At 56.9% G+C, this 25730-nt stretch carries 30 protein-coding genes and 1 tRNA gene; 11 read left to right on the top strand and 20 right to left on the bottom strand.

Translation table 11 applies throughout. The features are described 5' to 3' along the window. Nucleotides 1-10 precede the first annotated feature (10 nt). The 3 genes from phoB to RA28_RS15835 all read left to right on the top strand — a co-directional run bounded on the left by phoB (nucleotide 11) and on the right by RA28_RS15835 (nucleotide 2951). Complete coding sequence (gene phoB, locus RA28_RS15845; RefSeq protein ID WP_039530665.1) at nucleotides 11-700, top strand: phosphate regulon transcriptional regulator PhoB; 690 nt, start codon at nucleotides 11-13, stop codon at nucleotides 698-700. A gap of 134 nt (nucleotides 701-834) precedes the next feature. Continuing rightward, entirely contained in the window at nucleotides 835-2064 is a 1230-nt protein-coding gene (locus RA28_RS15840) for an acyl-CoA dehydrogenase (RefSeq protein WP_039530663.1), read from the top strand. A 119-nt stretch (nucleotides 2065-2183) separates the two neighbouring features. Next, nucleotides 2184-2951, top strand: a complete 768-nt coding sequence (locus RA28_RS15835; protein WP_039530661.1) for an SDR family oxidoreductase — start codon at nucleotides 2184-2186, stop codon at nucleotides 2949-2951. Here the strand turns inward: RA28_RS15835 and RA28_RS15830 are convergent. Continuing rightward, entirely contained in the window at nucleotides 2948-3817 is an 870-nt protein-coding gene (locus RA28_RS15830; protein ID WP_039531728.1) for an acyl-CoA thioesterase, read from the bottom strand. The genes RA28_RS15835 and RA28_RS15830 overlap by 4 nt on opposite strands. 47 nt (nucleotides 3818-3864) lie before the next feature. Beyond that, entirely contained in the window at nucleotides 3865-5082 is a 1218-nt protein-coding gene (locus RA28_RS15825; protein ID WP_039530659.1) for a serine hydrolase domain-containing protein, read from the bottom strand. Between the two features lie 180 nt (nucleotides 5083-5262). Here RA28_RS15825 and RA28_RS15820 point away from each other — a divergent pair, with 180 nt between their 5' ends. Beyond that, complete coding sequence (locus RA28_RS15820; RefSeq protein ID WP_039530657.1) at nucleotides 5263-5868, top strand: 2-hydroxychromene-2-carboxylate isomerase; 606 nt, start codon at nucleotides 5263-5265, stop codon at nucleotides 5866-5868. A gap of 39 nt (nucleotides 5869-5907) precedes the next feature. Here the strand turns inward: RA28_RS15820 and RA28_RS15815 are convergent, their stop codons facing one another. Continuing rightward, nucleotides 5908-6939: a phosphotransferase family protein gene (locus tag RA28_RS15815; protein ID WP_039530655.1), complete on the bottom strand. Its 1032-nt coding sequence runs from the start codon at nucleotides 6937-6939 to the stop codon at nucleotides 5908-5910. 21 nt (nucleotides 6940-6960) lie between these two features. Beyond that, a complete protein-coding gene (locus RA28_RS15810) occupies nucleotides 6961-7779 on the bottom strand; it encodes an SDR family oxidoreductase (RefSeq protein WP_039530653.1) in 819 nt (272 codons plus the stop codon). Nucleotides 7780-7895: 116 nt separating this feature from the next. Between RA28_RS15810 and RA28_RS15805 the strand changes: the two genes are divergently transcribed. The 3 genes from RA28_RS15805 (at nucleotide 7896) to RA28_RS15795 (ending at nucleotide 10226) form a co-directional block, all read left to right on the top strand. Further along, nucleotides 7896-8897: an NADPH:quinone oxidoreductase family protein gene (locus RA28_RS15805; RefSeq protein ID WP_039530651.1), complete on the top strand. Its 1002-nt coding sequence runs from the start codon at nucleotides 7896-7898 to the stop codon at nucleotides 8895-8897. Nucleotides 8898-9024: 127 nt separating this feature from the next. Then, entirely contained in the window at nucleotides 9025-9474 is a 450-nt protein-coding gene (gene aroQ / locus RA28_RS15800; RefSeq protein ID WP_039530647.1) for a type II 3-dehydroquinate dehydratase, read from the top strand. Then, entirely contained in the window at nucleotides 9471-10226 is a 756-nt protein-coding gene (locus RA28_RS15795) for an autoinducer binding domain-containing protein (protein ID WP_039530645.1), read from the top strand. The genes aroQ and RA28_RS15795 overlap by 4 nt, the downstream gene beginning before the upstream one ends. Nucleotides 10227-10580: 354 nt before the next feature. Here RA28_RS15795 and tsf read toward each other — a convergent pair whose 3' ends face one another. The 5 genes from tsf to RA28_RS15770 all read right to left on the bottom strand — a co-directional run bounded on the left by tsf (nucleotide 10581) and on the right by RA28_RS15770 (nucleotide 14387). Then, nucleotides 10581-11456 carry a translation elongation factor Ts gene (gene tsf / locus RA28_RS15790; protein ID WP_039530643.1) on the bottom strand — a complete coding sequence of 292 codons (876 nt, stop codon included), beginning with the start codon at nucleotides 11454-11456 and terminating at the stop codon, nucleotides 10581-10583. A gap of 77 nt (nucleotides 11457-11533) precedes the next feature. Continuing rightward, entirely contained in the window at nucleotides 11534-12337 is an 804-nt protein-coding gene (rpsB, locus tag RA28_RS15785) for a 30S ribosomal protein S2 (RefSeq protein WP_039530641.1), read from the bottom strand. 168 nt (nucleotides 12338-12505) lie between these two features. Then, a complete protein-coding gene (locus RA28_RS15780) occupies nucleotides 12506-13342 on the bottom strand; it encodes a lysophospholipid acyltransferase family protein (RefSeq protein ID WP_039530639.1) in 837 nt (278 codons plus the stop codon). Nucleotides 13343-13346: 4 nt separating this feature from the next. Further along, nucleotides 13347-14102 (bottom strand): GNAT family N-acetyltransferase, encoded by a 756-nt coding sequence (locus tag RA28_RS15775; protein WP_039530637.1) that lies wholly within the window; start codon nucleotides 14100-14102, stop codon nucleotides 13347-13349. 102 nt (nucleotides 14103-14204) lie between these two features. Then, nucleotides 14205-14387, bottom strand: a complete 183-nt coding sequence (locus RA28_RS15770) for a DUF3553 domain-containing protein (protein WP_039530635.1) — start codon at nucleotides 14385-14387, stop codon at nucleotides 14205-14207. Between the two features lie 42 nt (nucleotides 14388-14429). On the opposite strand from RA28_RS15770, the gene RA28_RS15765 reads away from it, so the two are divergent. After that, nucleotides 14430-15026, top strand: a complete 597-nt coding sequence (locus RA28_RS15765) for a histidine phosphotransferase family protein (protein WP_039531726.1) — start codon at nucleotides 14430-14432, stop codon at nucleotides 15024-15026. On the opposite strand, the gene RA28_RS15760 is transcribed toward RA28_RS15765, so the two are convergent. The 10 genes from RA28_RS15760 to RA28_RS15715 form a co-directional block, all read right to left on the bottom strand. Next, nucleotides 15023-16285 carry a glutamate-5-semialdehyde dehydrogenase gene (locus RA28_RS15760; protein ID WP_039530633.1) on the bottom strand — a complete coding sequence of 421 codons (1263 nt, stop codon included), beginning with the start codon at nucleotides 16283-16285 and terminating at the stop codon, nucleotides 15023-15025. The genes RA28_RS15765 and RA28_RS15760 overlap by 4 nt on opposite strands. A 40-nt stretch (nucleotides 16286-16325) precedes the next feature. Then, nucleotides 16326-17432: a glutamate 5-kinase gene (gene proB / locus RA28_RS15755; RefSeq protein WP_039530631.1), complete on the bottom strand. Its 1107-nt coding sequence runs from the start codon at nucleotides 17430-17432 to the stop codon at nucleotides 16326-16328. After that, nucleotides 17420-18454: a GTPase ObgE gene (gene obgE, locus RA28_RS15750; RefSeq protein WP_039530629.1), complete on the bottom strand. Its 1035-nt coding sequence runs from the start codon at nucleotides 18452-18454 to the stop codon at nucleotides 17420-17422. Before obgE ends, proB begins: the two co-directional genes overlap by 13 nt. Nucleotides 18455-18491: 37 nt before the next feature. Then, nucleotides 18492-19028: a GNAT family N-acetyltransferase gene (locus tag RA28_RS15745; RefSeq protein WP_039530628.1), complete on the bottom strand. Its 537-nt coding sequence runs from the start codon at nucleotides 19026-19028 to the stop codon at nucleotides 18492-18494. Continuing rightward, entirely contained in the window at nucleotides 19025-19633 is a 609-nt protein-coding gene (locus RA28_RS15740; protein ID WP_039530626.1) for a LysE family translocator, read from the bottom strand. Before RA28_RS15740 ends, RA28_RS15745 begins: the two co-directional genes overlap by 4 nt. Then, complete coding sequence (locus RA28_RS15735; RefSeq protein WP_052261481.1) at nucleotides 19630-20130, bottom strand: GNAT family N-acetyltransferase; 501 nt, start codon at nucleotides 20128-20130, stop codon at nucleotides 19630-19632. Before RA28_RS15735 ends, RA28_RS15740 begins: the two co-directional genes overlap by 4 nt. Nucleotides 20131-20214: 84 nt before the next feature. Continuing rightward, complete coding sequence (rpmA, locus tag RA28_RS15730) at nucleotides 20215-20484, bottom strand: 50S ribosomal protein L27 (protein WP_010440093.1); 270 nt, start codon at nucleotides 20482-20484, stop codon at nucleotides 20215-20217. Nucleotides 20485-20495: 11 nt separating this feature from the next. Continuing rightward, nucleotides 20496-21110, bottom strand: a complete 615-nt coding sequence (locus RA28_RS15725; protein ID WP_039531722.1) for a 50S ribosomal protein L21 — start codon at nucleotides 21108-21110, stop codon at nucleotides 20496-20498. Nucleotides 21111-21315: 205 nt separating this feature from the next. Then, nucleotides 21316-22125, bottom strand: coding sequence for a DUF2059 domain-containing protein (locus RA28_RS15720; protein WP_039530615.1), 810 nt, complete (start codon nucleotides 22123-22125; stop codon nucleotides 21316-21318). Further along, a complete protein-coding gene (locus RA28_RS15715) occupies nucleotides 22125-22967 on the bottom strand; it encodes a DUF2059 domain-containing protein (protein WP_039530614.1) in 843 nt (280 codons plus the stop codon). The genes RA28_RS15720 and RA28_RS15715 overlap by 1 nt, the downstream gene beginning before the upstream one ends. A 123-nt stretch (nucleotides 22968-23090) precedes the next feature. Between RA28_RS15715 and RA28_RS15710 the strand changes: the two genes are divergently transcribed. The 3 genes from RA28_RS15710 (at nucleotide 23091) to RA28_RS15700 (ending at nucleotide 25160) form a co-directional block, all read left to right on the top strand. Beyond that, nucleotides 23091-23180: transfer RNA gene (locus tag RA28_RS15710), tRNA-Ser, on the top strand. A gap of 213 nt (nucleotides 23181-23393) precedes the next feature. Continuing rightward, complete coding sequence (locus tag RA28_RS15705) at nucleotides 23394-23948, top strand: hypothetical protein (RefSeq protein ID WP_039531719.1); 555 nt, start codon at nucleotides 23394-23396, stop codon at nucleotides 23946-23948. A gap of 183 nt (nucleotides 23949-24131) precedes the next feature. Further along, complete coding sequence (locus RA28_RS15700; RefSeq protein WP_039530613.1) at nucleotides 24132-25160, top strand: zinc-binding dehydrogenase; 1029 nt, start codon at nucleotides 24132-24134, stop codon at nucleotides 25158-25160. 81 nt (nucleotides 25161-25241) lie between these two features. On the opposite strand, the gene rpsI is transcribed toward RA28_RS15700, so the two are convergent. Further along, nucleotides 25242-25727, bottom strand: a complete 486-nt coding sequence (gene rpsI / locus RA28_RS15695) for a 30S ribosomal protein S9 (RefSeq protein ID WP_039530612.1) — start codon at nucleotides 25725-25727, stop codon at nucleotides 25242-25244. Nucleotides 25728-25730 lie beyond the last annotated feature (3 nt).

The raw sequence follows: 25730 nt of genomic DNA, 5'->3' as shown, positions 1-25730 counted from the left end.
GTAGTCGAAGATGTCCGCCGATCAACCCACAGTTCTGGTGGTAGAGGACGAATTGGCGCAGCGGGAAGTGCTGGCCTACAACCTCGAAGCCGAAGGGTTCAGCGTATCCAAGGCTGCCAGCGGGGACGAAGCCCTGTTGCTGGTCGATGAGGACAATCCAGACATTATCGTGCTGGACTGGATGATGCCAAACCTCAGCGGGATCGAGGTGTGCCGTCGATTGAAGACCCGCCCCGACACGCGTTCAATCCCGATCATCATGCTATCTGCCCGCTCAGAAGAGGTGGACAAGGTTCGCGGATTGGAAACCGGCGCGGATGACTATGTGGTCAAACCTTATTCGGTTGTGGAACTGATGGCCCGCGTGCGGACACAGTTGCGACGCGTTCGTCCGGCGACCGTCGGTTTGCGGCTGGAATTCGACGACATCATTCTGGATTCGGAAACTCACAAGGTGAGCCGCGGCAACAAGCCGTTGAAGCTGGGTCCAACCGAGTTTCGGCTGCTGAGCACCTTCATGGAAAAACCAGGCCGGGTCTGGAGCCGCGAGCAATTGTTGGACCGCGTTTGGGGCCGCGACATCTATGTGGATACCCGCACCGTTGACGTCCATATCGGACGTTTGCGAAAGGCTTTGACGCAGCACGGCGGCGAAGATCCGGTACGCACCGTGCGCGGTGCAGGCTACGCGCTGGGTTGAACAAAGTCAGGGCAGGGCGGTCGTCAAACCCTGCTTATGCGAGATGGTCATGCGTTCTTGAAAAAGTCTCGCTGTTGTTTGCGGGTTCGCCGGGGTAAGTTACGGCAAACCCCACGGACCAGCGGAGACTTCAAATGAACGCCCCCAACCCCAAGCCAACTTTGCGCGCCAAGGATGCTCCGGATCTGGGGTCGTTCACATGGGACGACCCGTTTCGCATTGCCGATCAGCTGGAAGAAGACGAACGATTGGTTGCAGAAAGTGCGCGGGCGTACGCGCAGGAAAAACTGCAGCCTCGGGTAACGCAGGCATTTCAGGATGAGGCAACTGACCCCGAAATTTTCCGGGAAATGGGCGAGATGGGGTTGCTGGGCACAACGATCCCCGAAGAATACGGCGGGGTCGGGGCAGGCTATGTCAGCTATGGTCTGGTCGCCCGTGAAATCGAGCGGGTTGATTCCGGTTACCGGTCCATGATGTCGGTGCAAAGTTCACTGGTGATGTACCCGATCTACGCATACGGCAGCGAAGATCAGCGGCGGAAATACCTGCCAAAACTGGCCAGCGGTGAGTGGATCGGCTGCTTTGGCCTCACCGAGCCAGACGCAGGGTCGGACCCGGCGGGAATGAAAACGCGTGCTGAAAAGATCGACGGCGGCTATCGACTGAACGGCAGCAAGATGTGGATCTCGAACTCTCCAATTGCTGATGTGTTCGTGGTGTGGGCCAAATCAGACGCGCATGACGGTAAGATACGCGGCTTTGTTCTGGACAAAGGCACCCAAGGGCTGACCGCGCCAAAAATCGAAAACAAACTGAGCCTGCGTGCATCGGTTACCGGTGAGATCGTTCTGGACAATGTCGAGGTGCCCGAGGATGCGCTGCTGCCGAACGTTCAGGGCCTGAAGGGGCCGTTCGGTTGTTTGAACCGAGCTCGCTATGGGATCAGCTGGGGGGTGATGGGCGCGGCTGAATGCTGTTGGCACGCAGCCAGACAATACGGATTGGACCGCAAGCAGTTCAACAAACCGCTGGCGCAAACACAGCTGTTCCAACGCAAACTTGCCGACATGCAGACCGAAATCGCACTTGGACTGCAGGCCAGCCTGCGGGTTGGTCGGTTGATGGATCAGGCCGAAGCTGCACCCGAGATGATCTCGCTGATCAAGCGCAACAATTGCGGCAAAGCATTGGACATTGCCCGGCAATCCCGCGACATGCACGGCGGGAACGGAATTTCACTTGAGTTCCAGGTCGTGCGCCACATGATCAATCTTGAGACCGTGAACACCTATGAGGGGACACATGACGTTCATGCATTAATCCTGGGTCGCGCTCAAACAGGTTTGCAGGCGTTCTACTGATGGCATACATAAACCGCATAATCGGTATTATGTAAATTTTACAGATACCCAAATGCTTTGTGGCTTTCCGCGCCAATGGATTTGCCAGCCCTCTGAAACGCTGAAAGGCCCACGTTTTCATGCAGTTGCACGGAAAAACTGTAGTCATCACCGGTGCCGCCTGCGGCATCGGCAGAGGTTTGGCGCATCGTTTTGCAGATGAAGGTGCGCGGATTGTCTGCGCAGACGTTGACGTTGATGGCGCCCGATCCGTTGCCAAGGACATCGGAGGCCACGCCCAGGAATGCGACGTATCCACCGAGGAATCCACGCTGGCGCTGATCGAAACCGTTGAAGGGCAGATCGGTCCGATTGATCTGTTCTGCGCCAATGCCGGAATTCTGACTCTTGGCGGTATGGATGTACCCAATCTGGATTGGGACCGGACGTGGAAGGTCAACGTCATGTCACATGTCTGGGCCGCCCGGCATGTGATCCCGCGCATGATTGCGCGCGGCGGCGGGTATTTCTTGGCAACCGCATCTGCGGCCGGATTGCTCAATCAACCCGGCGCTGCGCCGTATGCCGTAACAAAACATGCCGCTGTCGGCTTCGCGGAATGGTTGGCGCTGACATACAAGAACGACGGAATTCGTGTATCGGTTCTGTGCCCCCAGGCCGTGAGAACGGACATGATTGATGGTCACGAAGAGTCTGTCGCTTCGATTGATGGCGTGATGGAGCCATTGGATGTCGCGCAATCCTGCGTTGATGCCATTCAGGCCGAACGATTTCTCGTTTTGCCGCACGAACAAGTTCTGGGATACATGCACTCCAAATCGACCGACTATGACCGGTGGATAGACGGAATGTCGAAATTAAATCAAAAGTATATCGGTGATACTTAATGCCTCTGCTTCCTTTTCCGCATCAGACCTTCCTGCGCAATCGAAGCAACCAGAACCCCATCTTCCGAATAGATTGAACCGCGATTGAAACTGCGGCCCTGCCCCGTCCATGGCGATTCCATGGAATACAGATGCCAATTCTGAAACTGCATCGGCGCATGAAACCAAATCGCGTGATCCAGGCTGGCCCCATCAACTTGGCCGGACAACCAGCTGAGACCATGCGGACGCAAACCGGAGCTCAGCAGATCCATGTCCGACGCATAAGCCAGCAACAAATGCTGCATGACCGGGTCAGCCTCGGCAGCTGCAGCCATTCTGAACCAAAGATGATGGCAATCATCCGCTTTCTCTGGCGTCAGAAAATCCAGCGGTTCAATCTCGCTGACCTCGATAGGACGCTCGCGCAAAAGCTCGGAGTGAAACTTCTCGGGCACGCGGTTCAGATATTGGCGGCGCAATTCGTTGCGTGTTGGCAACTGATCTGGCGCAACGACGCGCGGCATCGGATGTTGGTGGTCCCAGCCGTCATCCTGAACATGGAAAGATGCCGAAAGGTTCAGAATCTGCTTGCCGTGCTGAATCGCAACCACCCTGCGCGTGGTGAACGACCCGCCATCGCGGGCGCGATCAACTTGATAAACCACGGGAATTGACGGATCACCGGCACGGATGAAATAGGCATGCAACGAATGACAAAGTCGCCCTTCAACGGTTCGGTATGCGGCGGCAAGCGCTTGCGCAATGACCTGCCCGCCAAAGATCCGCGTCGGCGTTTCACCGCCCGAGCCTGTGCCGCGGAAAAGATCGACTTCCAACGCCTCAATATTGAGCAAATCCAACAGGATGCGTTCCGCTTCGGTCATCGTCTTTCTCCGGATATCTTGATCATCGCCTAGCATCTGCGCCGGGATCATTCAATCATTGCCCCGTGGACAAGCGCCTTAAGTTGGGCGCGTGAAGGATAAGAACTGGACGGTGAAAGCTGTGTGAAAAAGACGGCGGTCATATCGTGTTTGCGATCGATCCAGAAATAGGTTGAGGCCATGCCGCCCCAACCATAATCACCCACCGAGCCGGGCGCCCGCGCCCGGGCAGGATCGAGGATGACTGCACCGCCAATACCAAACCCTGTACCGTCCATCGGCTGTTCCGCAAAGCTCTGCGGCCCCATTGAGGCTATGTCGACCGGCAAGTGATTGCGCATCATGAAATCCACCGTCGACGCGCCCAACAACCGGACACGTTCGTTGGCACCTTTGTTGCGCAACATTTCTGCAAAAGTCGCAAAGTCGTCGATCGTACTGACCAGCCCGCCGCCGCCAGAAAACGTGGTCGCCTTTTCAAATGGGGATTCACCGGCACGGTCAACAAGACGCAGGGTTTCCGACCCCGATTTGGCGGCGTTCAGCGCCATCGCGTCACCTTCCAGCGGGGTATAGAGTGACGCAAACCTGTCCCCTGCCCCTTTGGGTAGGGAAAAACCTGTTTCGGTCATTCCCAGGGCCTCAAAAATGTGATCCGCGAAAAACCGCTCCAACGGTTTGCCGGAAACAACTTCGATTACGCGACCGATCACATCAATTCCGACCGAGTATTCCCAACGTGAGCCGGGCTGAAAAGCCAGTGGCAATCCCGCCAGTTGCGCGACCCGGTCCTTCAAAGGCCCTTGATCGGGTGAAAAAATCAGATCCAGATCGTCCATCGCCCGCGGCAAAAGGCCGGGATTGAACGGATAGCTCAGTCCGCTGGTGTGGGTCAGCAACTGGTGCAATGTAGGTGTCGGGGCCGGTTCAGTTTGGTCAATGGCCTCAGCCCCGGGCACAAGCGCTTGCATGTTGTCGAAACCCGGCAGGAAATCCGACAGTGGAGCGTCCGGATGGAACAACCCGCGTTCCGCCAACATCATGAGTGCGACCGATGTGACCGGTTTGGTCATCGAATAGATCCGCACCACTGTTTCACGGTCAAACGGCAGAGTGTTTTCAACATCACGCAGGCCACAACTGTGAAAGAAAATCTCTTGCCCGTGCTGCTGCAAAAGCAGAGAGCATCCAGGGTATTTTCTTTGATCTACATAGTGTTGCATCCATTTCTGAATGCGGTCCAATCGTGCGGTATCAAACACCATCGCGTGCCCCGGTTCCTGCTTGTCGTTCGATCTTGCCGTGCAAATCCCGGAAAAAACAGAAAAATCAAATAGTCGCTGCCTATTTTAATCACTCCACAGAGCGACCTGTTAAAGTGTCAGCGAAAACAGCCCGGGGCGACATTGATTCCCCCGAATTTCGCGCCAGGATGGAGCAGGCAGATGGCGAAGAAAATTGAATTCATCTATGATTTTTGCAGTCCGAATGCCTTTCTTGCCTACAAGGTCCTGCCGGAACTTGCCAAACGGCAAAACGCCGAAATCAGCTTTGCGCCGGTGCTGCTGAGCATCGTTTTCAAGGCAACTCACAATCAAAGCCCGTTTCAGGCGTTTTCCGAGAACCGCCAGAAAACATCTTACCTTACACATGATCTGCACAGATATGCCCGCCGGCGGGGTCTTAGTTTTCATATGAGCCCGCATTTCCCACTGAACACCAAGTTTGCGATGCGTGGCGCATGTTTTGCGCAAGGAAAACCGTGGGAGAACAAATATATAAAGTCCGTGTTTGATGCGATTTGGGTGCATGGTCAGAAACTCGACGATCTGAATGTTCTGACCGATGTTGTGGACGAGGCCGGTTTGCCCGCGCGAAAAATTCGTGAGGCGGCAACAGACCCTCAAGTCAAACAGGCCTTGAAAGACCAGACAAAAGCAGCTGTTCGAAGGGGCGTTTTTGGTGTGCCCACATTGTTTGCGGGGACAGAGATGTTTTTTGGCAAGAACAGCCTCGGCAACCTCGAGTTGGAGTTGAATCAGGCCAAATGAGCGGTGCGCGCAATTGAAGCCGACGCGCACAAGTTGGCGCTATTCCCGCTCTAATGCAGCCAAGCCATGCTGCGCGAAAACCGGAACATAGGCACCAAACGCTTTTGCCTGCACCGGGTCTGATGCATTGCCATCCAAGGCACGTTTGTAGACGCCCTGCAAGATCGCTGCCATTCGGAAGAAGTTAAAAGCCAGATAAAATCCGAAGTTCGCAATGCCTGATCTACCAGTTCGCGCGCAATATTTCGCGATGAAGGCCTCGTCCGAGGGCAAACCAAGCGTATCACGATCCACGCCGGCCAGACCGCGCCCTTCCTTTCCCGGTGGCAGTTGCCATTGCATTATGACTGCCGCCAGATCCGCGTAGGGGTGGCCAATCGTGGACAATTCCCAATCCAGAACGGCGATGCAACTTGTCCCGTCTTTCTGAAACAAAAGGTTGTCGATCCGATAATCCCCATGAACCAACGTCCGCTGCCCGTCATCCTCGGGCAATTGGGCCTCAAGACGCGCAATCAAATGGTCCATGTCTGCGATCTTCTCGGTTTCCGACGCACGGTACTGGCCCGCCCAGCGAGAGATCTGGCGCTCAAAGTAGTTTCCCGGCGGTCCGTAATCCGACAATCCTGCGGCATTGATGTCCACCATGTGAAGTTCGGCCAGCACGCGGTTCATTTCGTCCAGAATTCCGGTCCGCGTGGCGTTGGTTTCGCCTTTCATCGTCGGATCGGTAAATCCGCGACCATCCAGATACTCCATCACGTAAAAGGCAGAACCGATAACCGTGTCCTCCTCGCACAGCAGATACATGTCCGGTACTGGCACCTTGCTACCCGCCAGCGCGGATTGAACGCGAAACTCTCGATCAACCGCATGGGCCGACTTCAAAAGTACACCCGGCGGTTTTCGACGCAGGACGTAGCGTTTGTTCGGTGTTTCAAGAAGGTAGGTCGGGTTGGACTGCCCCACCGCGAATTTCTCGACCTCAAGCGGACCCGCATATCCGGCGAGGTTTTTGTGAAGATAGTCATCTACTGATTTGACGTTTAACGTTTTTTCGCTCTGATCCATCGCGCCCACCCCTTCCCGCAATCAATGCGCGGCGGCAAAAATGTCGTCAGCGGTTTGGACGTTGATACCGCCGGAAACAGGGATAACGGCTCCGGTGACATAGCTTCCGCCTTGTCCGCACAAAAACAACATGCAACCCGCTATGTCTTCGGGTCGTCCAACACGACCAAGGGGAACCGATTGTCCAACCCGGTCTCTTTTTCCCTCTTCCCCCGTGGCAAACTCGGTCATGCGCGACACAAACGGGCCGGGGGCAAGCGCATTGACCGTGATGCGGTTGGGCGCAAGTTCCTTGGCCATGATCTTCGTCAGATGCAAAACAGCAGCTTTCGACGCCGAGTAACTATAGGCCCCGTCCCCCATCGGAACCTCGCCCATGACCGAACCCACGTTGACCACGCGGGCGGGATCGTCATCCGAGGCTGATGTTGTCAACAACGGCAGCAGTTTCTGTGTCAGATCGAAAGCGCCTGCGACATTCACGGACATAACCTTGTCCCAGGCGGCGTAGGGAAAGTCGCCCAAAGGTGCACCCCAAGCAACACCTGCATTATTCATAAGAATTTCAAGAGATTGCGCACGGTTACGAACCTGATCAACCAACCCGTCAATCCCGTTTTCGGTTCCCACATCACCGGCAAAACCCTCGGCTGACCCGGCCACACCCAAGCTGTTCAGCTCGTTTGCAACAGCCTCACATGCGTCGGCCTTGCGCGATGCGATCAGGACATGCGCACCGGCACGAACGAGCGCCTCAGCGGCCATCCTGCCAATACCTGTCGCGCCACCGGTTACGAGCGCGGTTTTTCCTTTAAGTGAAAACAGGGTATCGGGCGTCATGGGTCCTCCTCTCCCGCAAACGGGTTGGTCAAAAGACTGCCGCAGGCTAATCACTTGACAACCTTTGAAGACAATCCAACGATTTCAAGACCAACGAGGCAAGAGGCAAGAGGCACATGCGGGCATTACTCAGCGTCACAAAAGGCGGTCCCGAGACTTTGGAACTGACCTCCCTGCCCGATCCGGTCCCGGCACCGGATGAGATTCTGTTGCGTATACACGCGGCCGGGGTGAATTTTCCCGACGCCTTGATGATCCGTGATCTTTATCAGATGAAACCGTCCCGCCCTTTTGCACCAGGAGGTGAAGTTGCAGGCGAAATCATCGCGGTCGGAGAGAAAGTTGCGGATTTCGCGCCCGGCGACCGCGTGTTGGCGCTGGTGGGTCACGGTGGCTTTGCGACGCACCTGACGCTGAAAGCCCGGTCCGCGGTCAAAATTCCGGATACAATGCCGTATGAGGATGCGGCGTGCTTTGTCTTTACATACGGCACGTCCCACCACGCGCTGAAAGATCGCGCGGCATTGAAGGCGGGCGAAACCGTATTGATTCTGGGGGCCGCTGGCGGCGTTGGATCAGCAGCCATCGAGTTGGCCAAAGCATCGGACGCGCGTGTGATAGCCGCTGTATCTTCGACTGAAAAGGCGGATTTCTGCAAGAAAATCGGCGCTGACGAGACGCTGATCTACCCTCGAAGTATCGACCGGAATGGTCAGAAGGCTCTTTCGTCCGACATCAAGCGCCTTGCAGGGGGCGAAGGCGTGGATGTTGTGTATGACGCCGTCGGCGGCGATTATGCCGAACCTGCCCTGCGCGCCATGGCCTGGAACGGACGGTTTCTGGTTGTCGGGTTTCCTGCAGGCATCCCAAGTATTCCGTTGAACCTGCCCTTGCTCAAAGGGTGCCAAATCGTCGGCGTATTCTGGGGCGCATCGGTACTGCGCGACCCCAAGGGGCACGCCGAGAACCTGTCCGAATTGTTTGCGATGTACACCTCGGGAAAAATCAGGCCGCAAATAAGCGCGACATTCCCCATGAACCGCGCCGGAGAGGCCTTGAGGTTGCTCGAAGGCCGATCTGCCCTTGGCAAAATCGTGATCACCATGGAAGGGACATGACCGCATAGGCATTTCATCCCTGCGGTACAAATGATCCATCTCAGCACAACCTTACTTTACATATGAATAGTCTGCTGGACGCCCCCTTGTTTCGGGTTTATCACAAAGGCACGGGGATGGATTGAAGATGACGAAGATATTGGTTCTGAACGGCCCGAATTTGAACCTGCTGGGCACCAGACAGCCCGAGGTCTATGGCCACACGACGCTGGACATGATGATGGACCGATGCGTTTCGCATGGCGTGACGCTGGGCCAGACAGTTACGCATATGCAATCCAATCACGAAGGTGCCTTGATTGACGCCATTCACAACGCGCGCGGTACGCAGGACGGTATCGTCCTGAATGCCGGGGCCTATACCCACACGTCGATTGCAATCATGGATGCGATCTCTTCGGCTCAGGTCCCAGTTGTCGAGGTGCATCTGTCCAACATCCACGCGCGCGAAACCTTTCGGCACCACTCGTACATAGCGCCTGTGGCAATCGGACAGATTTGCGGCTTTGGCGTCAACAGCTATGTGCTGGCATTGCAGGCATTGGCAGCGCATCTTTCAGGGGAGGACGCGGTTTGAACCTGAACGAGTACTTGAACTTCATAAGCTACACCAAAACGCTGGAAGAGCTTTGGGACGCGCATTGCCGCCAGATGGCGAAATACGGGTTTGACCGCCTGCTGTATGGACATACGCAGTACCGCACCGAAACCTCTTTGGGCGACCCCGAGGATTTTGTCATCCTGACCAATCACTGCAACGACTACCTGGACGGGTTCTTGCATTCCGGTCTGTATTTTCATGCCCCGATGCTGAAATGGGCGCTTGAACATGAAGGCGCGGCAAGCTGGCGCATGATTCAAGAGATGATGTCCACGGGAACCATGACCGAAGAGGAACGGCAGGTTTACGAGTTCAACCGCTCCAAAGGTGTGACGGTTGGCTTCACTGTCAGCTTCAACTCGGTCTCGATGCGTTCAAAGGGGGCCATTTCAATGGCGTCCTACGGTGACCAAACGCAGGATGATGTCGATGCGATCTGGGAAGAGCATGGCGACGACATTCTGCTGATGAACAACGTCGCGCATCTGAAGATCCTGACCCTGCCCTACAGCGCACCGAACCGCGCATTGACGAAGCGTCAGCGAGAGGCCCTGCAATGGGTTGGGGATGGCAAGACGACGCAGGACATTGCGTTGCTTATGGGGCTGACGGCAGCCACCGTCGAAAAGCACCTTCGCCTTGCACGTGAGGCGTTGAGCGTCGAGACCACGGCGCAGGCCGTATTGAAGGCATCACTGCAAAATCAGATGTTCGTAATGGAAGTTTGACGCCTTTTTTCGCAAAAATTCGTCAGTTTACCTTAGGTAAGGAAAACATGACTTCCCATCACGAACAAAAAATTGCAGATTGAGACTGTTCCGTGAGTGGTGGCTTTAGCCAGGGAACGATTTGATTGGATCTTTGCAATACCAAAGCTCTCCGATCGCTCTGAATGAGAGGCGCCTATTCGTCCGCGTCTGTCAGTCGGAATTTTGAGGGACCCTGTCCATCCCCATCATGCGGGGTCCCTCTTCTCCAAACCTACAAAGTCGTTGTAACTGTCACCGATGACAAAGAAAAAACCGGCTGCGTCTCAGCAACCGGTTTGGCGTTTATGGCCCCTTGCGGGGCCATGATCAGGTTTAGCCCTGTGCGGCTTTGGCAACTTCTGCCGCGAAGTCTTCTTTCTCGACAACAATGCCTTCGCCAACTTCCAACCGAACGAATCCGGTGATGGTTGCACCCGCTTCTTTGGCTGCGGCTTCGACGGTCAGATCCGGATTCACCACGAATTGCTGGTTCAGCAGGGTCGATTCGGCGACGAATTTCTTCATGCGGCCTTCGATCATCTTCTCGATCACCTGCTCCGGCTTGCCGGATTCGCGGGCGATGTCCATCTGAACCTGCTTTTCTTTCTCGACAACGGCAGGGTCCATGTCCGCTTCGGACAGGGCCGCCGGATTCACAGCCGCGATGTGCATCGCAACCTGCTTGCCGATCGCCTCGTCGCCACCGGTCAGAGCGACCAGAACGCCGATTTTTCCCATACCGTGGGTCGCGGCGTTGTGGACGTAGGATACAACCGTTTCGCCGGACAGCTTCGACATGCGGCGCACCGACATGTTCTCGCCGATGGTGGCGATCTTGTCGGTCAGCGTGTCGGCAACCGATTTGCCGCCCAGATCAGCCGCCAGCAGAGCTTCGACATTGTCGACGCCTTCCGCCGCGTAGGTGATCTTGCCGACCATTTCCTGAAACTCGCCGTTTTTCGCGACAAAGTCGGTTTCCGAGTTCACTTCGACAGCAACACCATTGCCACCGTTGACGTGCACCGCAACCAAACCTTCGGCCGCTGTACGGCCCGATTTCTTGGCCGCCTTGGCCAGACCCTTGGTGCGCAGCCAGTCAACGGCTTCGTCCATGTTGCCTTCGGTTTCGGTCAGCGCTTTTTTCGCGTCCATCATGCCTGCGCCGGTCGAGTCGCGCAGTTCTTTAACCATTGCTGCTGTGATTGCCATCTTTTGGCTCTCCTCAATTCAAACGGAATTGGGGCAGGTCATACCCTGCCCCATATGTCAATTACGTGACGGGCAGCTTACGCTTCGGCTTTGGCCTCTGGCGCGGCTTCTTCCTCGGCGGGTGCTTCTTCAGCGACGGCTTCTTCAACCGGTGCTTCTTCGAATTCACCGAGATCAACGCCTGCGGCACCCAGCTGAGCGGTCATGCCGTCCAGCGCGGCGCGTGCGGCCAGATCGCAATAAAGCGCGATGGCGCGCGCGGCGTCGTCGTTGCCGGGGATGATGTAGTCAACGCCGTCGGGCGAGCAATTGGTGTCGACAACGGCCACAACCGGGATACCCAGCTTGTTGGCTTCGGCAATCGCCAGCGCTTCTTTCTTAACGTCAATGACGAACAGCAGGTCCGGAACGCCACCCATTTCGCGGATACCGCCCAGCGACGCTTGCAGCTTCTGCTGGTCGCGCTCCATGCCCAGACGCTCTTTCTTGGTCAGGCCCTCGGCGCCCGATTCCATCGCTTCGTCGATCTGGTTCAGACGGTTGATCGACTGGGAAACGGTTTTCCAGTTGGTCAGCGTGCCGCCCAGCCAGCGGTGGTTCATGAAGTACTGAGCTGACTTTTCAGCCGCTTCAGCGATCGGGCCAGCGGCCTGACGCTTGGTGCCGACGAACAGAACGCGCCCGCCTTTTGCAACGGTGTCACGAACGGCCTGCAGCGCCTGATCCAGCATCGGAACGGTCTGGGTCAGGTCCATGATGTGGATGCCATTGCGCGAGCCGTAGATGAACGGGCCCATGCGGGGATTCCAACGCTGTGTCTGGTGACCAAAGTGAACGCCAGCTTCCAGCAGCTGACGCATGGTGAACTCGGGAAGAGCCATGCTATGTTTTCCTTTTCCGGTTTACGCCTGGGCGGGGGTGAAAGAAGCGGATGCTCCAACCGGCGGGCCTGATAAGGATGTCTCCCCTAAAAGGCCCAAACCCCACCTGCGGATTTGAATGCCGCGCGTATACGGCAGGTTTTCAGGTTGCGCAAGGGCCAAATGCCCTTATTTTTCAAGCCGCGCCAAGCTATGCGCGTGGCGCACCGCCTCTTCACAATGGGCCGCCAACGCCTTGCGATTTTCAAAATCACTGACTCTGGCCGGTGCGTGATAGATCAATTCGACCGCGCCCTGCCTGCGTGCGCCAAGAGTCTTCAACAGATGCGGCCCGAAATCCATATCTCCCCACCAGCCGTAAAACCGATCAGGCTGTCCCTTGGGCGCATGAAAGACCACCGACACGGGTTGCACATACATGAAATCCCGCAGTTCATTTGTGAAGAACGCGGCGAAAAGCGTTGTTTTAAATTGCAAAACCCGCAATCCATCAGTCGAAGTCCCTTCGGGAAAAAACAGCAGCTTGTGCCCGGCTTTAAGCCGTTCCTCGAATATGCGGGTCTGCTCCTGCGCTTTCTTTGGATTGCGCTCGATAAACACCGTTCCCGTCGCCTTGGCGAGCCAACCGATGCCGGGCCAGTTTGCAACCTCGGCCTTTGAGACAAAGTAGATCCGTTTTCGAGCATTGAGTGCAAAGATGTCCAACCAGGATTGGTGGTTGGCGACAACGGCCCCTCGTTCCCGCATCAACTCACCCGAGCTGTGAAAGCTGATACCCAGCAATCGAAAAGCATTCCGACACACGAACTGCGATATGTAGGGCGTGATCGGGCGTCTTACGCCGTAAATCGGGCGTTCAACAAGTCGCACAGACAAAAGAACCAATAACCCACCGAATACCAGCAGAGCCAGCGGTACGCCCCGCACAAAGACAAGCAACCATCCGATGAGGCCCAACTCCACGGGATCGGGTGCGTCGTCGCTCTGCCACGAAGTCTGGCTCAACGCTTCACGCTCCCCCGTAAATGCGACGCTGTCGTTCGTTCATGCGCTGGGTATCCAGTATCAGGCAAACGTCGGTCGTATTGAAGGCATGGTCGATAAATGCGCCCTCGCCGACGAAGCCGCCCAGTCGCAGGTAGGCTTTGATCAAAGAGGGGACCTGCACCATTGCCGCGCGGCGATCCAACTCGTCCGGTCGGACCAAATCCATACTTTCGAACACGTCCGGTTGTGCCCTGACCCGCAGGTCGGGCGGCGCAAGATGGTTGTGATGCAGCATGGACAGCGGTTGAGCCAGCGCTTGAACGTCGGTGCCATGAAAACTCGCCACGCCAAACAGAACTTCGATTTCACGCTCGGCCACATAGGCTGCCAAACCGTTCCAAAGGTGGAACATTGCCGTGCCGCCACGATAATCTGGGTGCAGGCAGGATCGGCCAAGCTCCAACAGCTTCCGGCCGGAACGTTTCAGGACCGACAGATCGTATTCGTCTTCGGAATAAAACTGTCCCAACTCGGCTGCACGTTCACCCGGTAACAGCCTGTAAACACCGACAACTTCGCCTGATGAGTCATCAATGGCCAGCATGTGGTCAAAGTATGGATCAAAGCGATCCTGTTCCAGACCCGCTGCGTGATCCACCATGTCTCCACCGCCGCCAAGTTCCTTAACGAACACGTCATAGCGCAGGCGCTGTGCGGCCCTAAGCTCGGCGGGCGTTTCGGCGAGTTTGACTGTGAAAGAGGGGCCTGCGGCCGGCATTCTTGTTGTCCGTTGTTCGTGTTGGGCGCTGATACCTCAACTTTCCCGGCCAAGGCAATAACTGCGCTCTGGCCAAGGCTGTTAACCTTTCCTAAACCAGTTTCACGGATCAAAGACCGGCACCAAGGTGATGCGTGTCCCGTCGATTACCACTTTCCCCTGCTCGCGAAAGTTTACGGTGATCTTACCCGCGATGTTGGACTGAACCTGTCCGACGCCCCATTCGGGGAAGTCCGGGTGACGGACAAACATCCCTGGTGCAAGAATAGCATTGAGATCTGTCATGCAAGGGCTCCGGTCCGTGGGCAGATGTATCAGGAGGTACGCATGGGCAGCACGGACGTCAACCTGACGGACCTGATCGGATCCCGAATATGTCACGATCTGATCAGCCCGGTCGGCGCGATAACCAATGGGTTGGAACTGCTGGAAATGGTTGGTTCCATGCAGGGCCCCGAGATGGATTTGATCTCGGGCAGTGTCGGCAATGCGGCAGCAAAGATACGCTTCTTTCGTGTCGCATTCGGGGTCGCCAGCGATCAGCCCTTGGGCCGGACCGAGGTGGCCAGCCTTCTACACGATGTGCAACATTCCGGTCGCCTGCGTGTACATTGGCGTCTGGACGATGCGGTGCCGCGAAACCAGGTCAAACTGGTTTTTCTGGCGCTGATGTGCTGCGAAAGCGCCATGCCGATGGGGGGTGAGGCAACTGTCGAAAGCAATGGTGAAAACTGGACGATCACCGGAACAGCGGACAGGTTGAACACCGATGTTGACTTGTGGAAGAACGTTGCCACCGGTCGCTTTTCCACGAAGATCGATGCAGCCCACGTTCAATTCGCCTTGCTGCCGCACACGGCATCGATGCTGGGTCGACGGGTCGCGACCGAGACAGCCGCAACCCGCGTGGTCATCCGGTTTTAGTCTCTGATCGTTCCGTCGCCGCGCACGAGATACTTGAAACTGGTTAGCTGCGCTGCGCCGACCGGCCCCCGCGCATGCATTTTGCCGGTTGCGATACCAATCTCGGCACCCATGCCAAACTCTCCGCCATCGGCGAACTGGGTCGACGCATTGTGCATCAGGATCGCGCTATCCAACCGCTCGAAGAAGCGAGACGCCGCGTCCGGGTCCTCGGTCAGGATGCAATCGGTGTGGTTCGAGCCATACTGCCGGATATGCGCAATGGCCGCATCCAGGTCAGCGACCGGTTTGGCGGCGATAATGCAATCGAGATATTCTTTGCCCCAATCGGCCTCGGTTGCCGCCACGCTGCCCTCCAACGCCAAAGGCCCTTGAGCGTGGACCTCAACGCCCGCGGCGATGAGAGCAGAAATCAAATCGCGGCCAAGCGTTTCAACCACATCCTGATGCACCAAAAGACATTCAGCGGCCCCGCAAATACCGGTCCGTCGGGTTTTGGCATTCAAAACGACATCCAGCGCCTTCCGAGGGTCAGCGGCTTTGTCCAAATAGATATGAACGATACCTTCGAGATGCGCAAAAACAGGCACGCGCGCCTCGCGTTGAACAAGGCCAACGAGGCCTTTGCCGCCACGCGGAACGATCACGTCAACATAGTCCGTCATCGTTAGCAACTCTTGAACCGCTGCGCGGTCGCGGGTCGGCACAAGTTGAATCGAGTCTTCGGGCAGGTTCGCGGCTTTCAACCCTTCGACCAGACAGGCGTGTATGGCCGTTGAGGAGTGAAAGCTCTCGGATCCGCCGCGCAGGATCACGGCATTTCCCGATTTCAGACACAAGGCTCCGGCGTCCGCAGTCACATTCGGACGGCTTTCATAAATGACACCGATAACGCCAAGTGGAGTCCGTACCCGCCGGATGTTCAAACCCGATGGCATGTCCCATTCGGCCAGAACTTCACCAACAGGATCGGGTTGGTCGGCAACCGCGCGCAAACCGTCCACCATTCCCTGAACACGGGCTTCGTCCAGCATCAGACGATCCATCATCGCAGGGCCCAGCCCCTTTTCGCGGCCAAATTCCAGATCCTTCTTGTTGGCCGCAATTATCTCGACCCTGTTGGACCAGACAGCGTCCGCAGCTGCAATCAGAGCGGCGTGTTTGCGTTCGGCGCTGGCAAAAGCCAGGTCTTGCGATGCCGTCTTTGCCCGCTGTCCAAGATCGGCCATCAGTGCGGGAATGGTTTCAAAGTCCTTCATCTCATCAGCCTCTCAAGTGCCTTCATTTCCGTCAATCTTATCACAGCGCCAGATCGTCCCTGTGGATCAGGGCCGCCCGCCCCGGATAGCCCAACGTCGCCTCGATCTCGGATGACTTGCGCCCTTTGATCGCGTCGGCTTCTTGCGCGGTATAGCGGCTCAGCCCCTGTGCCAAACGGCGCGCCGCCGGGTCCAGTATAGCAACGGGATCGCCACGACCGAAATCCCCCGTGACTTCGACAATTCCCGCGGGAAGCAGGCTTTTGCCATTGGCAAGCGCCCGTGCCGCGCCAGCGTCCACCACGATTTCGCCTCTTGGCTTCATGGCCGATATCCAACGCTTTCGCGCAGCGTGCGGGTCCAGTGCAGCCGTAAACCACGTGCTGTTCGCACCGTTTTCCAGCGATTTCAGGGGGTTCAGAACCGATCCTTCGGTAATCGCCATATCACAACCCGCCGCCGTTGCCATCTTGGCGGCCAAGAGTTTCGTCTTCATGCCGCCTTTGGACAACCCGGATCCCGCATCGCCGGCCATCGCTTCAATTTCAGGCGTGATGTCTTCGATCACGTCAAAACGCTTGGCTTTGGTGTCTTCGTTCGGATTACCCGTATAAAAGCCGTCCACGTCGGATAGCAGAACCAGTTGGTCCGCCCCAACCGTTACTGCGATCTGCGCCGCCAGGCGATCATTGTCGCCGTACCTGATTTCATCTGTCGCAACCGTGTCGTTTTCGTTGACGATCGGCACGACGCCAAGGCCCAACAGCGTTTCCAACGTCGCGCGGGAGTTCAGATATCGCCGCCGGTCCTCGCTGTCTTCCAAAGTCACAAGAACCTGAGCGGTCTTGATGTCATGCGGCGTCAACGCTTCTTCATAGGCTCGCGCCAATCGGATTTGACCGACAGCAGCCGCAGCCTGCGACTTTTCCAACGGAAGCGCGTCAAAGGGTAAGTTCAGAACGCCACGGCCCAAGGCTATGGACCCGGAAGACACAAGGATGACATCCGCCCCCTGCCCTTTGAGCCAGGCCACGTCTTGCGCCAACGAATGCAACCAATCGGAGCGCAACAACCCCGTGGTCCGGTCCACCAGCAACGCGGAGCCGATTTTGACCACCAGGCGTTTGGCGGACGTCAGGGTTGCCAAGGCTTCGCCTCCTCAACGGGCTTCCGGCGCACGCGGCTGTCGTCGATCTTGCTGCGCAGCGCGCGCAACACGTCGGTTACACCCAGATGCGCAACGCCGGACATCGTCATAACCGGACCGCCCACAGCCGCTTCCAGCTCGGCTTTGGCAAGATCGCGTTCTTCATCGTCCAGCGCGTCGATTTTGTTGAGCACGGTAATCCTGGGCTTTTCGGCCAAGGCACCACCATAGGCCTCAAGTTCATGAATGATCGTGTGGTAATCCTGGGCCACCGTTTCCGAGGTTCCATCCACCAGATGCAGCAGAACGGCGCATCGCTCGACATGGCCCAGAAAACGGTCGCCAATCCCGCGCCCTTCGTGTGCACCCTCAATCAGGCCGGGGATGTCCGCCACAACGAATTCGACATTGTCCACACCAACAACACCCAGATTCGGATGCAGCGTCGTGAACGGGTAATCCGCGATTTTCGGGCGTGCATTCGAAGTCGCGGCAAGGAACGTCGATTTACCCGCATTGGGCAAACCCAACAGCCCCACATCAGCAATCAACTTCAACCGCAACCAGATGGTCCGGTCAATGCCGCCCTGCCCCGGATTGGCGCGACGCGGCGCCTGGTTGGTTGATGACTTGAAATGCAGGTTACCGAACCCGCCATTGCCACCTTTGGCCAACAGGAACCGCTGCCCGACCTCGGTCAGGTCGCAGATGACCGTTTCTTCGTCTTCATCCAAGATTTCGGTGCCGACGGGAACCCGAAGGATGATGTCATCACCGTCTTTGCCGGTACGCTGCTGTCCTCGGCCGGGCTGGCCGTTCTTGGCAAAGAAGTGCTGCTGGTACCGAAAGTCGATCAGGGTGTTCAACCCATCCACGACTTCAGCCCAGACCGAGCCGCCTTTGCCGCCGTCCCCACCATCGGGACCGCCATATTCGATGTATTTTTCGCGTCGGAAGCTGACGCAGCCGTTACCTCCGGCCCCGGACCGGATGTAGACCTTTGCGAGATCGAGAAATTTCATGTCCGTCCCCTACTGCAAAGGCCCCACCGGCCACAAGTCAGAGTTTCTTGCTGTATGTCCAGGTGGGCACGTTTGCGTCACGTGCCACCGAATAGCTTTCTGCATCCCCAAGGTACTGAAACCCGCAATGGGTCAGCACCCGTGCCGAGGCCGGATTGTCCTGAAACACGCTGGCAAACATGGTCGAGTTTTCCAGCGGATTGGCCAGAAGCAATGCTTCGACCGCCAGCGAAGCGACGCCGGTGTTCCAATAGACCGGTGCAACCCAATAGCCGACCTCGGATTGGTTCCGATCCAGCCTTTCCAAAGAAATCAGCCCGATCAATTCGGGACCGCCGTCCTTGGTGGCATCCAATGCCCATACATCCTCGGCCCGCTCTTCCGACATCGAGCGCGTGACAAACGCCTCGACCGAGCCCGGCGGCAGCGGGTGCGGAATTGACGTGGTCATCCGCGCCACCCGCTCGTCCCCTGCGTAATGTTCAATGAGACCCATATCCGACCGGCGCAACGGGCGCAGATCGAACCGCTCGGTTTCGATGACCGGCTGATTGATTATCGTCTCAAGTTTCATGAGTGCGTTCCTCCTCCGAACAACACAAAAAGTACGGACGCAACAGTGAGACTCGCTAACGTCCACATCAGATATTTTTCCACGGGCCGACCTTCAACCGCATGGGCAATTCTATCTCCGGCAAATGTCCAGATCGGATGCAAAACCGCCTGACATAACAACAAGCAGAGTGCGATCGTGACCGTCGCATTCAGGCTGGGTGTTCCGGCGGCGACAAACCCGGTAAATCCTGCGATGATCATCGCCCAGGCTTTGGGATTGAGCGGGTGCACAATCAATCCGGCCCAAAAGCCGGGCACATCTTCATCCGCGTGACCGCGCGACAAACGCAGGTTGGCGATTTTCCACGCCAGCCAGATAATATACGCGGCAGACGCATATTTTAGCACCGAAAACACAAGCGGCGCTTGTTCGGCCACCTGCATCAATCCGAACCCGACCGGCCAGATGATCAACTGTTTACCCAGAATAACCCCGGCCACAAACGGCAATGCGGCCTGAAAGCCATAGCGTGCCCCGGTTCCCAACAGGACCATGTTGGCGGGTCCCGGCGTGCCGACCTGACTGGCGGCAAAGATCAGAAAACTGGTGGTTGCGACGGTCATTGCAGCGCCTCCCAGCCGGTCCGGTTCAACACCATCTCTTGAATTGTCACAGTTTCGTCAGTCGCGTGCGATTTGGCCTCGCGTTTCCCGCTGGGAACGAAGCCAAGTTTGGTCAAAACCGCCTTGGATCGCGCGTTGCCCAGATGATAGCCGGAATTCAGGACCTGCGCGTCGGAGCCAAAGAACCGGTTGATCATGGCCCGCGCCGCCTCGGTCACGTAACCCCGACCCCAAGAGCCCTTTTCGATCCAGTACCCAAGCTCTGTGCCTGTCGAAACGCAGCCGATCAAAAGATCATCCTGCGTTACGGCAAAGGCGTCCTGATTGTGGGACAAGGTATCGATGAATTCGATCGCGTCTTCGTCCCGATAAGGATGCGGCACCCTCGTCAACCAGCGGGCCACATCCAGATCATTGATCAGAGTGACCAAACGCGCGGCATCCTCACGCCGAAAGCGGCGCAGGATCAGACGTTCTGTTTTGATCACTTCGGTCATAAGACCACTCCTGAAAACGAGAAAGGGGACCGGCATTTTCTGCCGGTCCCCCATGAATTTTTTATTAACCTTCTGGGTCTCGGCTTACTCTGCGGCCTCCGCCACTGGCAGGACCGAAATAAAGGTGCGGTTCTTGAGGCCTTTGTGGAACTTCACAGCGCCATCGACAGTTGCAAAGATGGTATGGTCTTTGCCCATGCCTACGCCTTCGCCCGGCCAGAACTTGGTGCCGCGTTGACGTACGATGATGTTGCCTGCGATTGCGGCCTGACCACCATACAGTTTCACGCCAAGGCGACGACCCGCTGAGTCGCGACCGTTACGGGAGGAACCGCCAGCTTTCTTATGTGCCATTCTCTCTCTCCTTAGCCTTTGGCCAGTTCTTTGGCCTGCTCAACCCATTCGGGTTTCACTTTGATGGTGTCGATAGCAGCAATCTGCTCGTCCGACAAGGCGGCCAGAGCGGCAAAGCTCTCGATACCGGCTTCGGCCAGCTTTTTGGCAGCGGCAGGACCGACACCGTTCAGCTGGGTCAGATCGTCAGCAGCAGTCGCAGCGGCAGGTGCCTCTGCTTTGGCTTCGGCTTTCTTGGCAGGCTTTGCAGCAGGAGCCGCTTCGCCAGCCGGAGCGGAACCGGTTGCTGCCTTGATGCCCGACTTGTCAGCGCCCGACGACAGGATGTCAGTGATTTTGACCAATGTCAGCTTCTGACGGTGGCCCACGGTACGCTTCGAGCTGTGCTTACGACGGCGTTTGACGAATTTGATGACCTTGTCACCTTTGATCTGTTCGATCACTTCGGCCTGTACGCCTGCGCCTTCAACGAAAGGTGCGCCAACAACCGGAGCGTCGCCGCCCAGCATCAGAACATCGTTGAATTGAACTGTTTCACCTGCGTCGGCAGCCAGTTTTTCAACGCGGAGCACGTCGCCCGCCTGAACCTTGTACTGCTTGCCGCCAGTCTTGAGGACCGCAAACATGCGTCTTTCCTTTTCCAAACCGCGTTCTGTGGTCCCCGTTTGGGTGTTGCTGGCTTTCGCCACCTCGAACAGCGCGCCCTTTTCGGGCTGTGTGACGACCTCAGGACAACCCCAAGGTCAAACAATAACGAGACCCGGCGCGGAGATTCCGGCCGGGATGCGGGCTTATCCAAGCATTCGGGCGCAAAGTCAACCGGTTTTCGGCTTACAAATCGGACGCGTTCATGGCGTGAGCAACTGCCTCGCCCAGCCGATAGGAGATCGCATCAATCATGTCGTCGAATCCCAGGAACAATGCTTCGTTCAACGCACGCCCCGTATCGGTGCGGGAGAAAGCGATGTTCTCGCGCATTTGCGCTTCGCTGAGTGGCTGGTACGCCATCAACAGGAAGGAATAAATCCACGTTTCCGTTTCTTCGGTCACCTCGGACTTTTGGGTCAGAAGATGGCTAAGAAGCGCATCGCCATCCACCGGCGTGGCCTGACCGGACGACATACCTAGATAAAAATTGAAATCGGCACTCAGCGATCCCTGGACGTTTTGTTCCACCAGATCGTTCACGTGGACATACTCGTCGATGAGTTTGAAAAATGATGTGTCGCGATCAAATTGCCGATACGCGTCCCGGGCCATCTCATCAATTGCGTCGTCCATCAACGCACTGCGAGCCGAATTTTCAAGCGATACAATCGTTTGGCCAAGATCGCTTTCAAAAAACAAAGCGGCCTGTTCCAGTTGCCCATCATCCATGTTTTCGCCGATCGTTGCCGTCATCTGATCCTGCATCCACACCGGATCATAGATGTCTTCGATCTGCGTTCGGAAAAACGTGCCGCCCATGCCGTTCAGAACGGTCCTGTTCAATTCGTCTCCCTGCGCGCGGCCTTCCTTCCCCATAATTTCCATGACGTCCTGAACCTGCATGGCGCTCATGAGGCGGTTGACCTTTTCGTTTGCGATGACAGGTGCCGCCCAGAACGCGAAAGTCACTATGGAAGCAATAAGATACCGCATCAGATGTCCTGCGCAGGTCTCAGTTCAGCCATTCTGGCGGCCAGAACTTCAAAGCGCATCGCCATGATTTCGTACTGAATGGCGTTCAGCAGTTCATAGACCTCCTGCATAAGCGGGTGTTCCAGCGCGGATGCGTAGGCGTCAACATCCGCGTCCGAAAAGCTCTGATAGGTCTGAGCGGCGCCGGCCAATGCGGAAAGTTGCAACGAACGACGCATTTCCGGCTCTTGCCGCTTCATCATCTCGCGCAACTCATCGCCGTTCAATTGCAGCTCGATCACGCCGGACGCGCTGGCTGCCAGCAGAAATCGAAGCTGGATTTCCTGCAGGGCCCGCAAGGACGTGCCACTTGAGTCGACGGCGCGGTTCATGCGTTTCAGGCTTTCGACGCGCTGTGACCCTTGTTGGATCAGTTCAGATACGATCCGCTGCCCCTCTTCCTGACGTGCCGCATCGTCATCGGCCATATGCGCCTCATTCTCGGCCACAACAAGGCGCTGACCCAAGTCCGATGCGTAGAAGTCCACTGCATGCCCCAACGCCTCATCGCTCAGCGTTTGCTCCAGAATTGACACCGCGGTCTCGTGCATTTCGGTGGTGTCGAACACTTCCTCGGTCAACCGCGTCCAATCGGCACCAAACCCGTCAGGGTCGATCCCCAACATTTGCGGAGCCGACGCCGAAGCCAGCGCAATGCTTTCCAAAGCAACATCAAATCCTGTTGTGGTCAGGAACGCTTCGATCCGATCGCGGCTGGCAGACTCCGAAGCAGTCGCCGCCAGGCAAACTGCGGACACAGATAACAGTGCGGGCAAAAACAGACGATGCAGAAAATAGGTCATAGCTATCAGCCTAGGTGTTTTCGGCCCACAGGCAATGGAAAATCCGGGAGCGCCTCGAATCGGGAATTTTCTGCTTGCACCCCTGCCCGTTCCTGACTAAATCCCCCCCTCACAGACCCCCGCGGAGAGGTGCCGGAGTGGTCGAACGGGGCGGTCTCGAAAACCGTTGTGGGTGCAAGCCCACCCAGGGTTCGAATCCCTGTCTCTCCGCCACTTGATTTCCACGGATCGTTTCAATTTCGTAACCTGAGCTTCGATTTTCTTGGGCTCGATGCCAAAGCGGCATGAACTCGCCACCGCGCAAGGTTTGAATCAGCGCCCAGTGGCCCAAACCCAGTAAATGACCGGAATTTCGCGGTTTTCCCCTTTTCGATCTGAAAGACTCACCCCATGTCGGGCGCATATCTTTTTGGGAAGGAGACCCTCATGTCCCGTGTATTGCTCATCATTATTGTCGCGGCGATTGGTGTCGGCGCGTACTATTATCTCAACCAACCCGAACCAACGCCGGCCGAACAGCTGGAAACAGCGGCCCATGATGCCGGTGACGCCGTGAGCGAGGCTGCATCAGCCCTGCAAGAGGCAGCCGGAGATGCAGCCGAAGCCGTCTCGGAACAGGTGACTGACACGGCGAACTCCGTGGCAGAGCAGGCATCCGAAGCCGCCTCTTCCGTGACCGAACAGGCCGGCGAAGCCGCGTCATCCGTCGCAGATCAGGCAAATCAGGCCGCAGCGGAAGCTGGCGATCAGGTCGCCTCGCTGGTGGATCAAGGTCAGGACCTGTTCAACTCTTGGATTGAAGACGGCAAGCTTACGGCGCAGCAATTTGACTATGAAACCATGGTCACCGCTGTTCAGGAAAGCACCCTGTCACAAGAGATCAAGACGCAAGCCGTTGCGATTCTGGACGATATCAAAGCCGCGCCGGAAACTGTCGCGCAAAAGATTCAGGAACTGCGCACGTTGCTGACGCAACAGTGAACATCGACGGGCCGCTCGGATGAGCGGCCCGTTCCCTTTCGTCACTCAAGACAGTCGTTGACGCTCAAATCCGCATTTGTTTGATGGGATCAAGCAACCAACTCCGATCCGATTTTTCTTCGTCCTGAGTTGGCTTGTCCTTTGCAGCGTAAACGCGGTTTTTGAACACATGGGTGAGGAAAAATGACAGATTTGCCAACGACGATGTTTGCCGTCCTTCAAACGCAGGACGGATTTGCAGACACCAGAACCGGACCGACCTTGGATAAGGCGGAAGACTGGCTTGCCGCTGCAGAAATTCCTGTGCCGTCACCCGGTCCGGGGCAGGTTTTGATCCGATTAAGCGCCGCATCGGTCAACCCGTCCGATATTCACTTTGTAAAAGGAGAATACGGACAACCCAGAACCAAGGGAGCCCCCGCCGGGTTCGAGGGGTGTGGCGATGTAGTCGCAACCGGCTCAGGGGCCGAAGCATTGCAAGGCCAGCGCGTCGCCTTTGTCGCAGCCGGATCAGGCGCCTGGGCTGAATATGCTGTCACGCAGGCGCAGATGTGCATCCCCTTGCGCCCCGAAATCTCGGACGAAGATGGCGCTGCGCAAATCGTCAATCCACTGACCGCAATGGCAATGGTCGATATCGCGCGAAACGATGGCGACGCATTCATCGTCTCGGCGGCCACCAGCCAATTGGGGAAACTGATGTGCAGCCTTGGGCGGGATTTGGGGTTGAAGCCGATCGCATTGGTTCGTCGGCCAGAAACGGTCGAAAACCTGAAAGACCACGGCGCGACCGAAGTTCTGGTAACCTCTGACCCCGACATCACACAGAAATTCGCGTCCCTGAGCGCCGAACTTAAGCCCCGTATTTTCCTGGATGCTGTTGCGGATCAGCTTTCGGAACAGATCTTCTGCGCGATGCCCAACAACGCCCGCTGGATTTGCTATGGGAAGTTGAGCACCGAGTTCCCGACCCTGACCCAAACCGGACAGCTGATCTTTATGAGTAAACGGATCGAAGGTTTCTGGCTCACGCGTTGGATGATGTCCACGCCACCCGCCGACCAATTGCGTGTCGTGGCCGAGGTTCAATCACGTTTCGCAGATGGACGTTGGAAAACCGATGTATCTGAGCGCCTTGCCCTTCGGGACGTGGTCCCAAATCTGGCGGATGCACTGAAGAAAAGTGACGGCAAGGTGATCATCACGCCTTGATGCTTCACTGGCCAAAAAACAGAAAAACGGCCGCAGCGGACTGCGGCCGTAAAATATTGTGCGCCGAAACGACGTTCGAAATCAGCGCTTCGAGAACTGGAACGAACGACGCGCTTTGCGCTTACCGTATTTCTTACGTTCCACAACGCGGCTGTCGCGGGTCAGGAAGCCAGCGGCTTTCAGGGCGGCGCGCAGGTTCGGATCGTACAGCTGCAGCGCTTTCGAGATGCCGTGCTTGACCGCACCGGCCTGACCGGTCAGGCCACCGCCCTTGACGGTTGCAACAACGTCGAACTCACCTTCGACACCGGCAACCTGGAACGGCTGGCGCAGGATCAGCTGCAGAACGGGGCGTGCAAAATAAACGTCCTGATCTTTGCCGTTCACGGTGACCTTGCCGGAACCCGGCTTGATCCAAACGCGGGCAACAGCGTCTTTACGCTTGCCGGTGGCATAGGAACGGCCCAGCTCGTCACGCACGGGTTCGCGTGCGATGACCTCTTCGGCCACGGTTTCAACGCCTGCGACGGCGCTCAGCTCTTCGAGAGTATTGATCTGATCAGCCATCGG

It is taken from the genome of Ruegeria sp. ANG-S4, assembly GCF_000814005.1.
In the GTDB taxonomy this organism is placed as follows: Bacteria; Pseudomonadota; Alphaproteobacteria; order Rhodobacterales; family Rhodobacteraceae; genus Ruegeria.
Note: the sequence above shows the minus strand (reverse complement) of the source record. Positions and strands in the feature narration are given on the sequence as shown.

Coding starts and splice junctions, on each gene's coding strand:
- RA28_RS15775 (WP_039530637.1), bottom strand. CDS start 14,102: ATGCCGGCCGCAGGCCCCTCTTTCACAGTCAAACTCGCCGAAACGCCC.
- RA28_RS15705 (WP_039531719.1), top strand. CDS start 23,394: ATGTCCCGTGTATTGCTCATCATTATTGTCGCGGCGATTGGTGTCGGC.
- rpmA (WP_010440093.1), bottom strand. CDS start 20,484: ATGGCACATAAGAAAGCTGGCGGTTCCTCCCGTAACGGTCGCGACTCA.
- RA28_RS15745 (WP_039530628.1), bottom strand. CDS start 19,028: ATGAAACTTGAGACGATAATCAATCAGCCGGTCATCGAAACCGAGCGG.
- obgE (WP_039530629.1), bottom strand. CDS start 18,454: ATGAAATTTCTCGATCTCGCAAAGGTCTACATCCGGTCCGGGGCCGGA.
- RA28_RS15815 (WP_039530655.1), bottom strand. CDS start 6,939: ATGGATCAGAGCGAAAAAACGTTAAACGTCAAATCAGTAGATGACTAT.
- RA28_RS15715 (WP_039530614.1), bottom strand. CDS start 22,967: ATGACCTATTTTCTGCATCGTCTGTTTTTGCCCGCACTGTTATCTGTG.
- RA28_RS15770 (WP_039530635.1), bottom strand. CDS start 14,387: ATGACAGATCTCAATGCTATTCTTGCACCAGGGATGTTTGTCCGTCAC.
- RA28_RS15720 (WP_039530615.1), bottom strand. CDS start 22,125: ATGCGGTATCTTATTGCTTCCATAGTGACTTTCGCGTTCTGGGCGGCA.
- RA28_RS15830 (WP_039531728.1), bottom strand. CDS start 3,817: ATGACCGAAGCGGAACGCATCCTGTTGGATTTGCTCAATATTGAGGCG.
- RA28_RS15825 (WP_039530659.1), bottom strand. CDS start 5,082: ATGGTGTTTGATACCGCACGATTGGACCGCATTCAGAAATGGATGCAA.
- RA28_RS15820 (WP_039530657.1), top strand. CDS start 5,263: ATGGCGAAGAAAATTGAATTCATCTATGATTTTTGCAGTCCGAATGCC.
- RA28_RS15810 (WP_039530653.1), bottom strand. CDS start 7,779: ATGACGCCCGATACCCTGTTTTCACTTAAAGGAAAAACCGCGCTCGTA.
- RA28_RS15765 (WP_039531726.1), top strand. CDS start 14,430: ATGGGCAGCACGGACGTCAACCTGACGGACCTGATCGGATCCCGAATA.
- tsf (WP_039530643.1), bottom strand. CDS start 11,456: ATGGCAATCACAGCAGCAATGGTTAAAGAACTGCGCGACTCGACCGGC.
- RA28_RS15725 (WP_039531722.1), bottom strand. CDS start 21,110: ATGTTTGCGGTCCTCAAGACTGGCGGCAAGCAGTACAAGGTTCAGGCG.
- RA28_RS15835 (WP_039530661.1), top strand. CDS start 2,184: ATGCAGTTGCACGGAAAAACTGTAGTCATCACCGGTGCCGCCTGCGGC.
- RA28_RS15840 (WP_039530663.1), top strand. CDS start 835: ATGAACGCCCCCAACCCCAAGCCAACTTTGCGCGCCAAGGATGCTCCG.
- RA28_RS15760 (WP_039530633.1), bottom strand. CDS start 16,285: ATGAAGGACTTTGAAACCATTCCCGCACTGATGGCCGATCTTGGACAG.
- RA28_RS15735 (WP_052261481.1), bottom strand. CDS start 20,130: ATGACCGAAGTGATCAAAACAGAACGTCTGATCCTGCGCCGCTTTCGG.
- rpsB (WP_039530641.1), bottom strand. CDS start 12,337: ATGGCTCTTCCCGAGTTCACCATGCGTCAGCTGCTGGAAGCTGGCGTT.
- RA28_RS15700 (WP_039530613.1), top strand. CDS start 24,132: ATGACAGATTTGCCAACGACGATGTTTGCCGTCCTTCAAACGCAGGAC.
- aroQ (WP_039530647.1), top strand. CDS start 9,025: ATGACGAAGATATTGGTTCTGAACGGCCCGAATTTGAACCTGCTGGGC.
- rpsI (WP_039530612.1), bottom strand. CDS start 25,727: ATGGCTGATCAGATCAATACTCTCGAAGAGCTGAGCGCCGTCGCAGGC.
- phoB (WP_039530665.1), top strand. CDS start 11: ATGTCCGCCGATCAACCCACAGTTCTGGTGGTAGAGGACGAATTGGCG.
- RA28_RS15805 (WP_039530651.1), top strand. CDS start 7,896: ATGCGGGCATTACTCAGCGTCACAAAAGGCGGTCCCGAGACTTTGGAA.
- RA28_RS15740 (WP_039530626.1), bottom strand. CDS start 19,633: ATGACCGTCGCAACCACCAGTTTTCTGATCTTTGCCGCCAGTCAGGTC.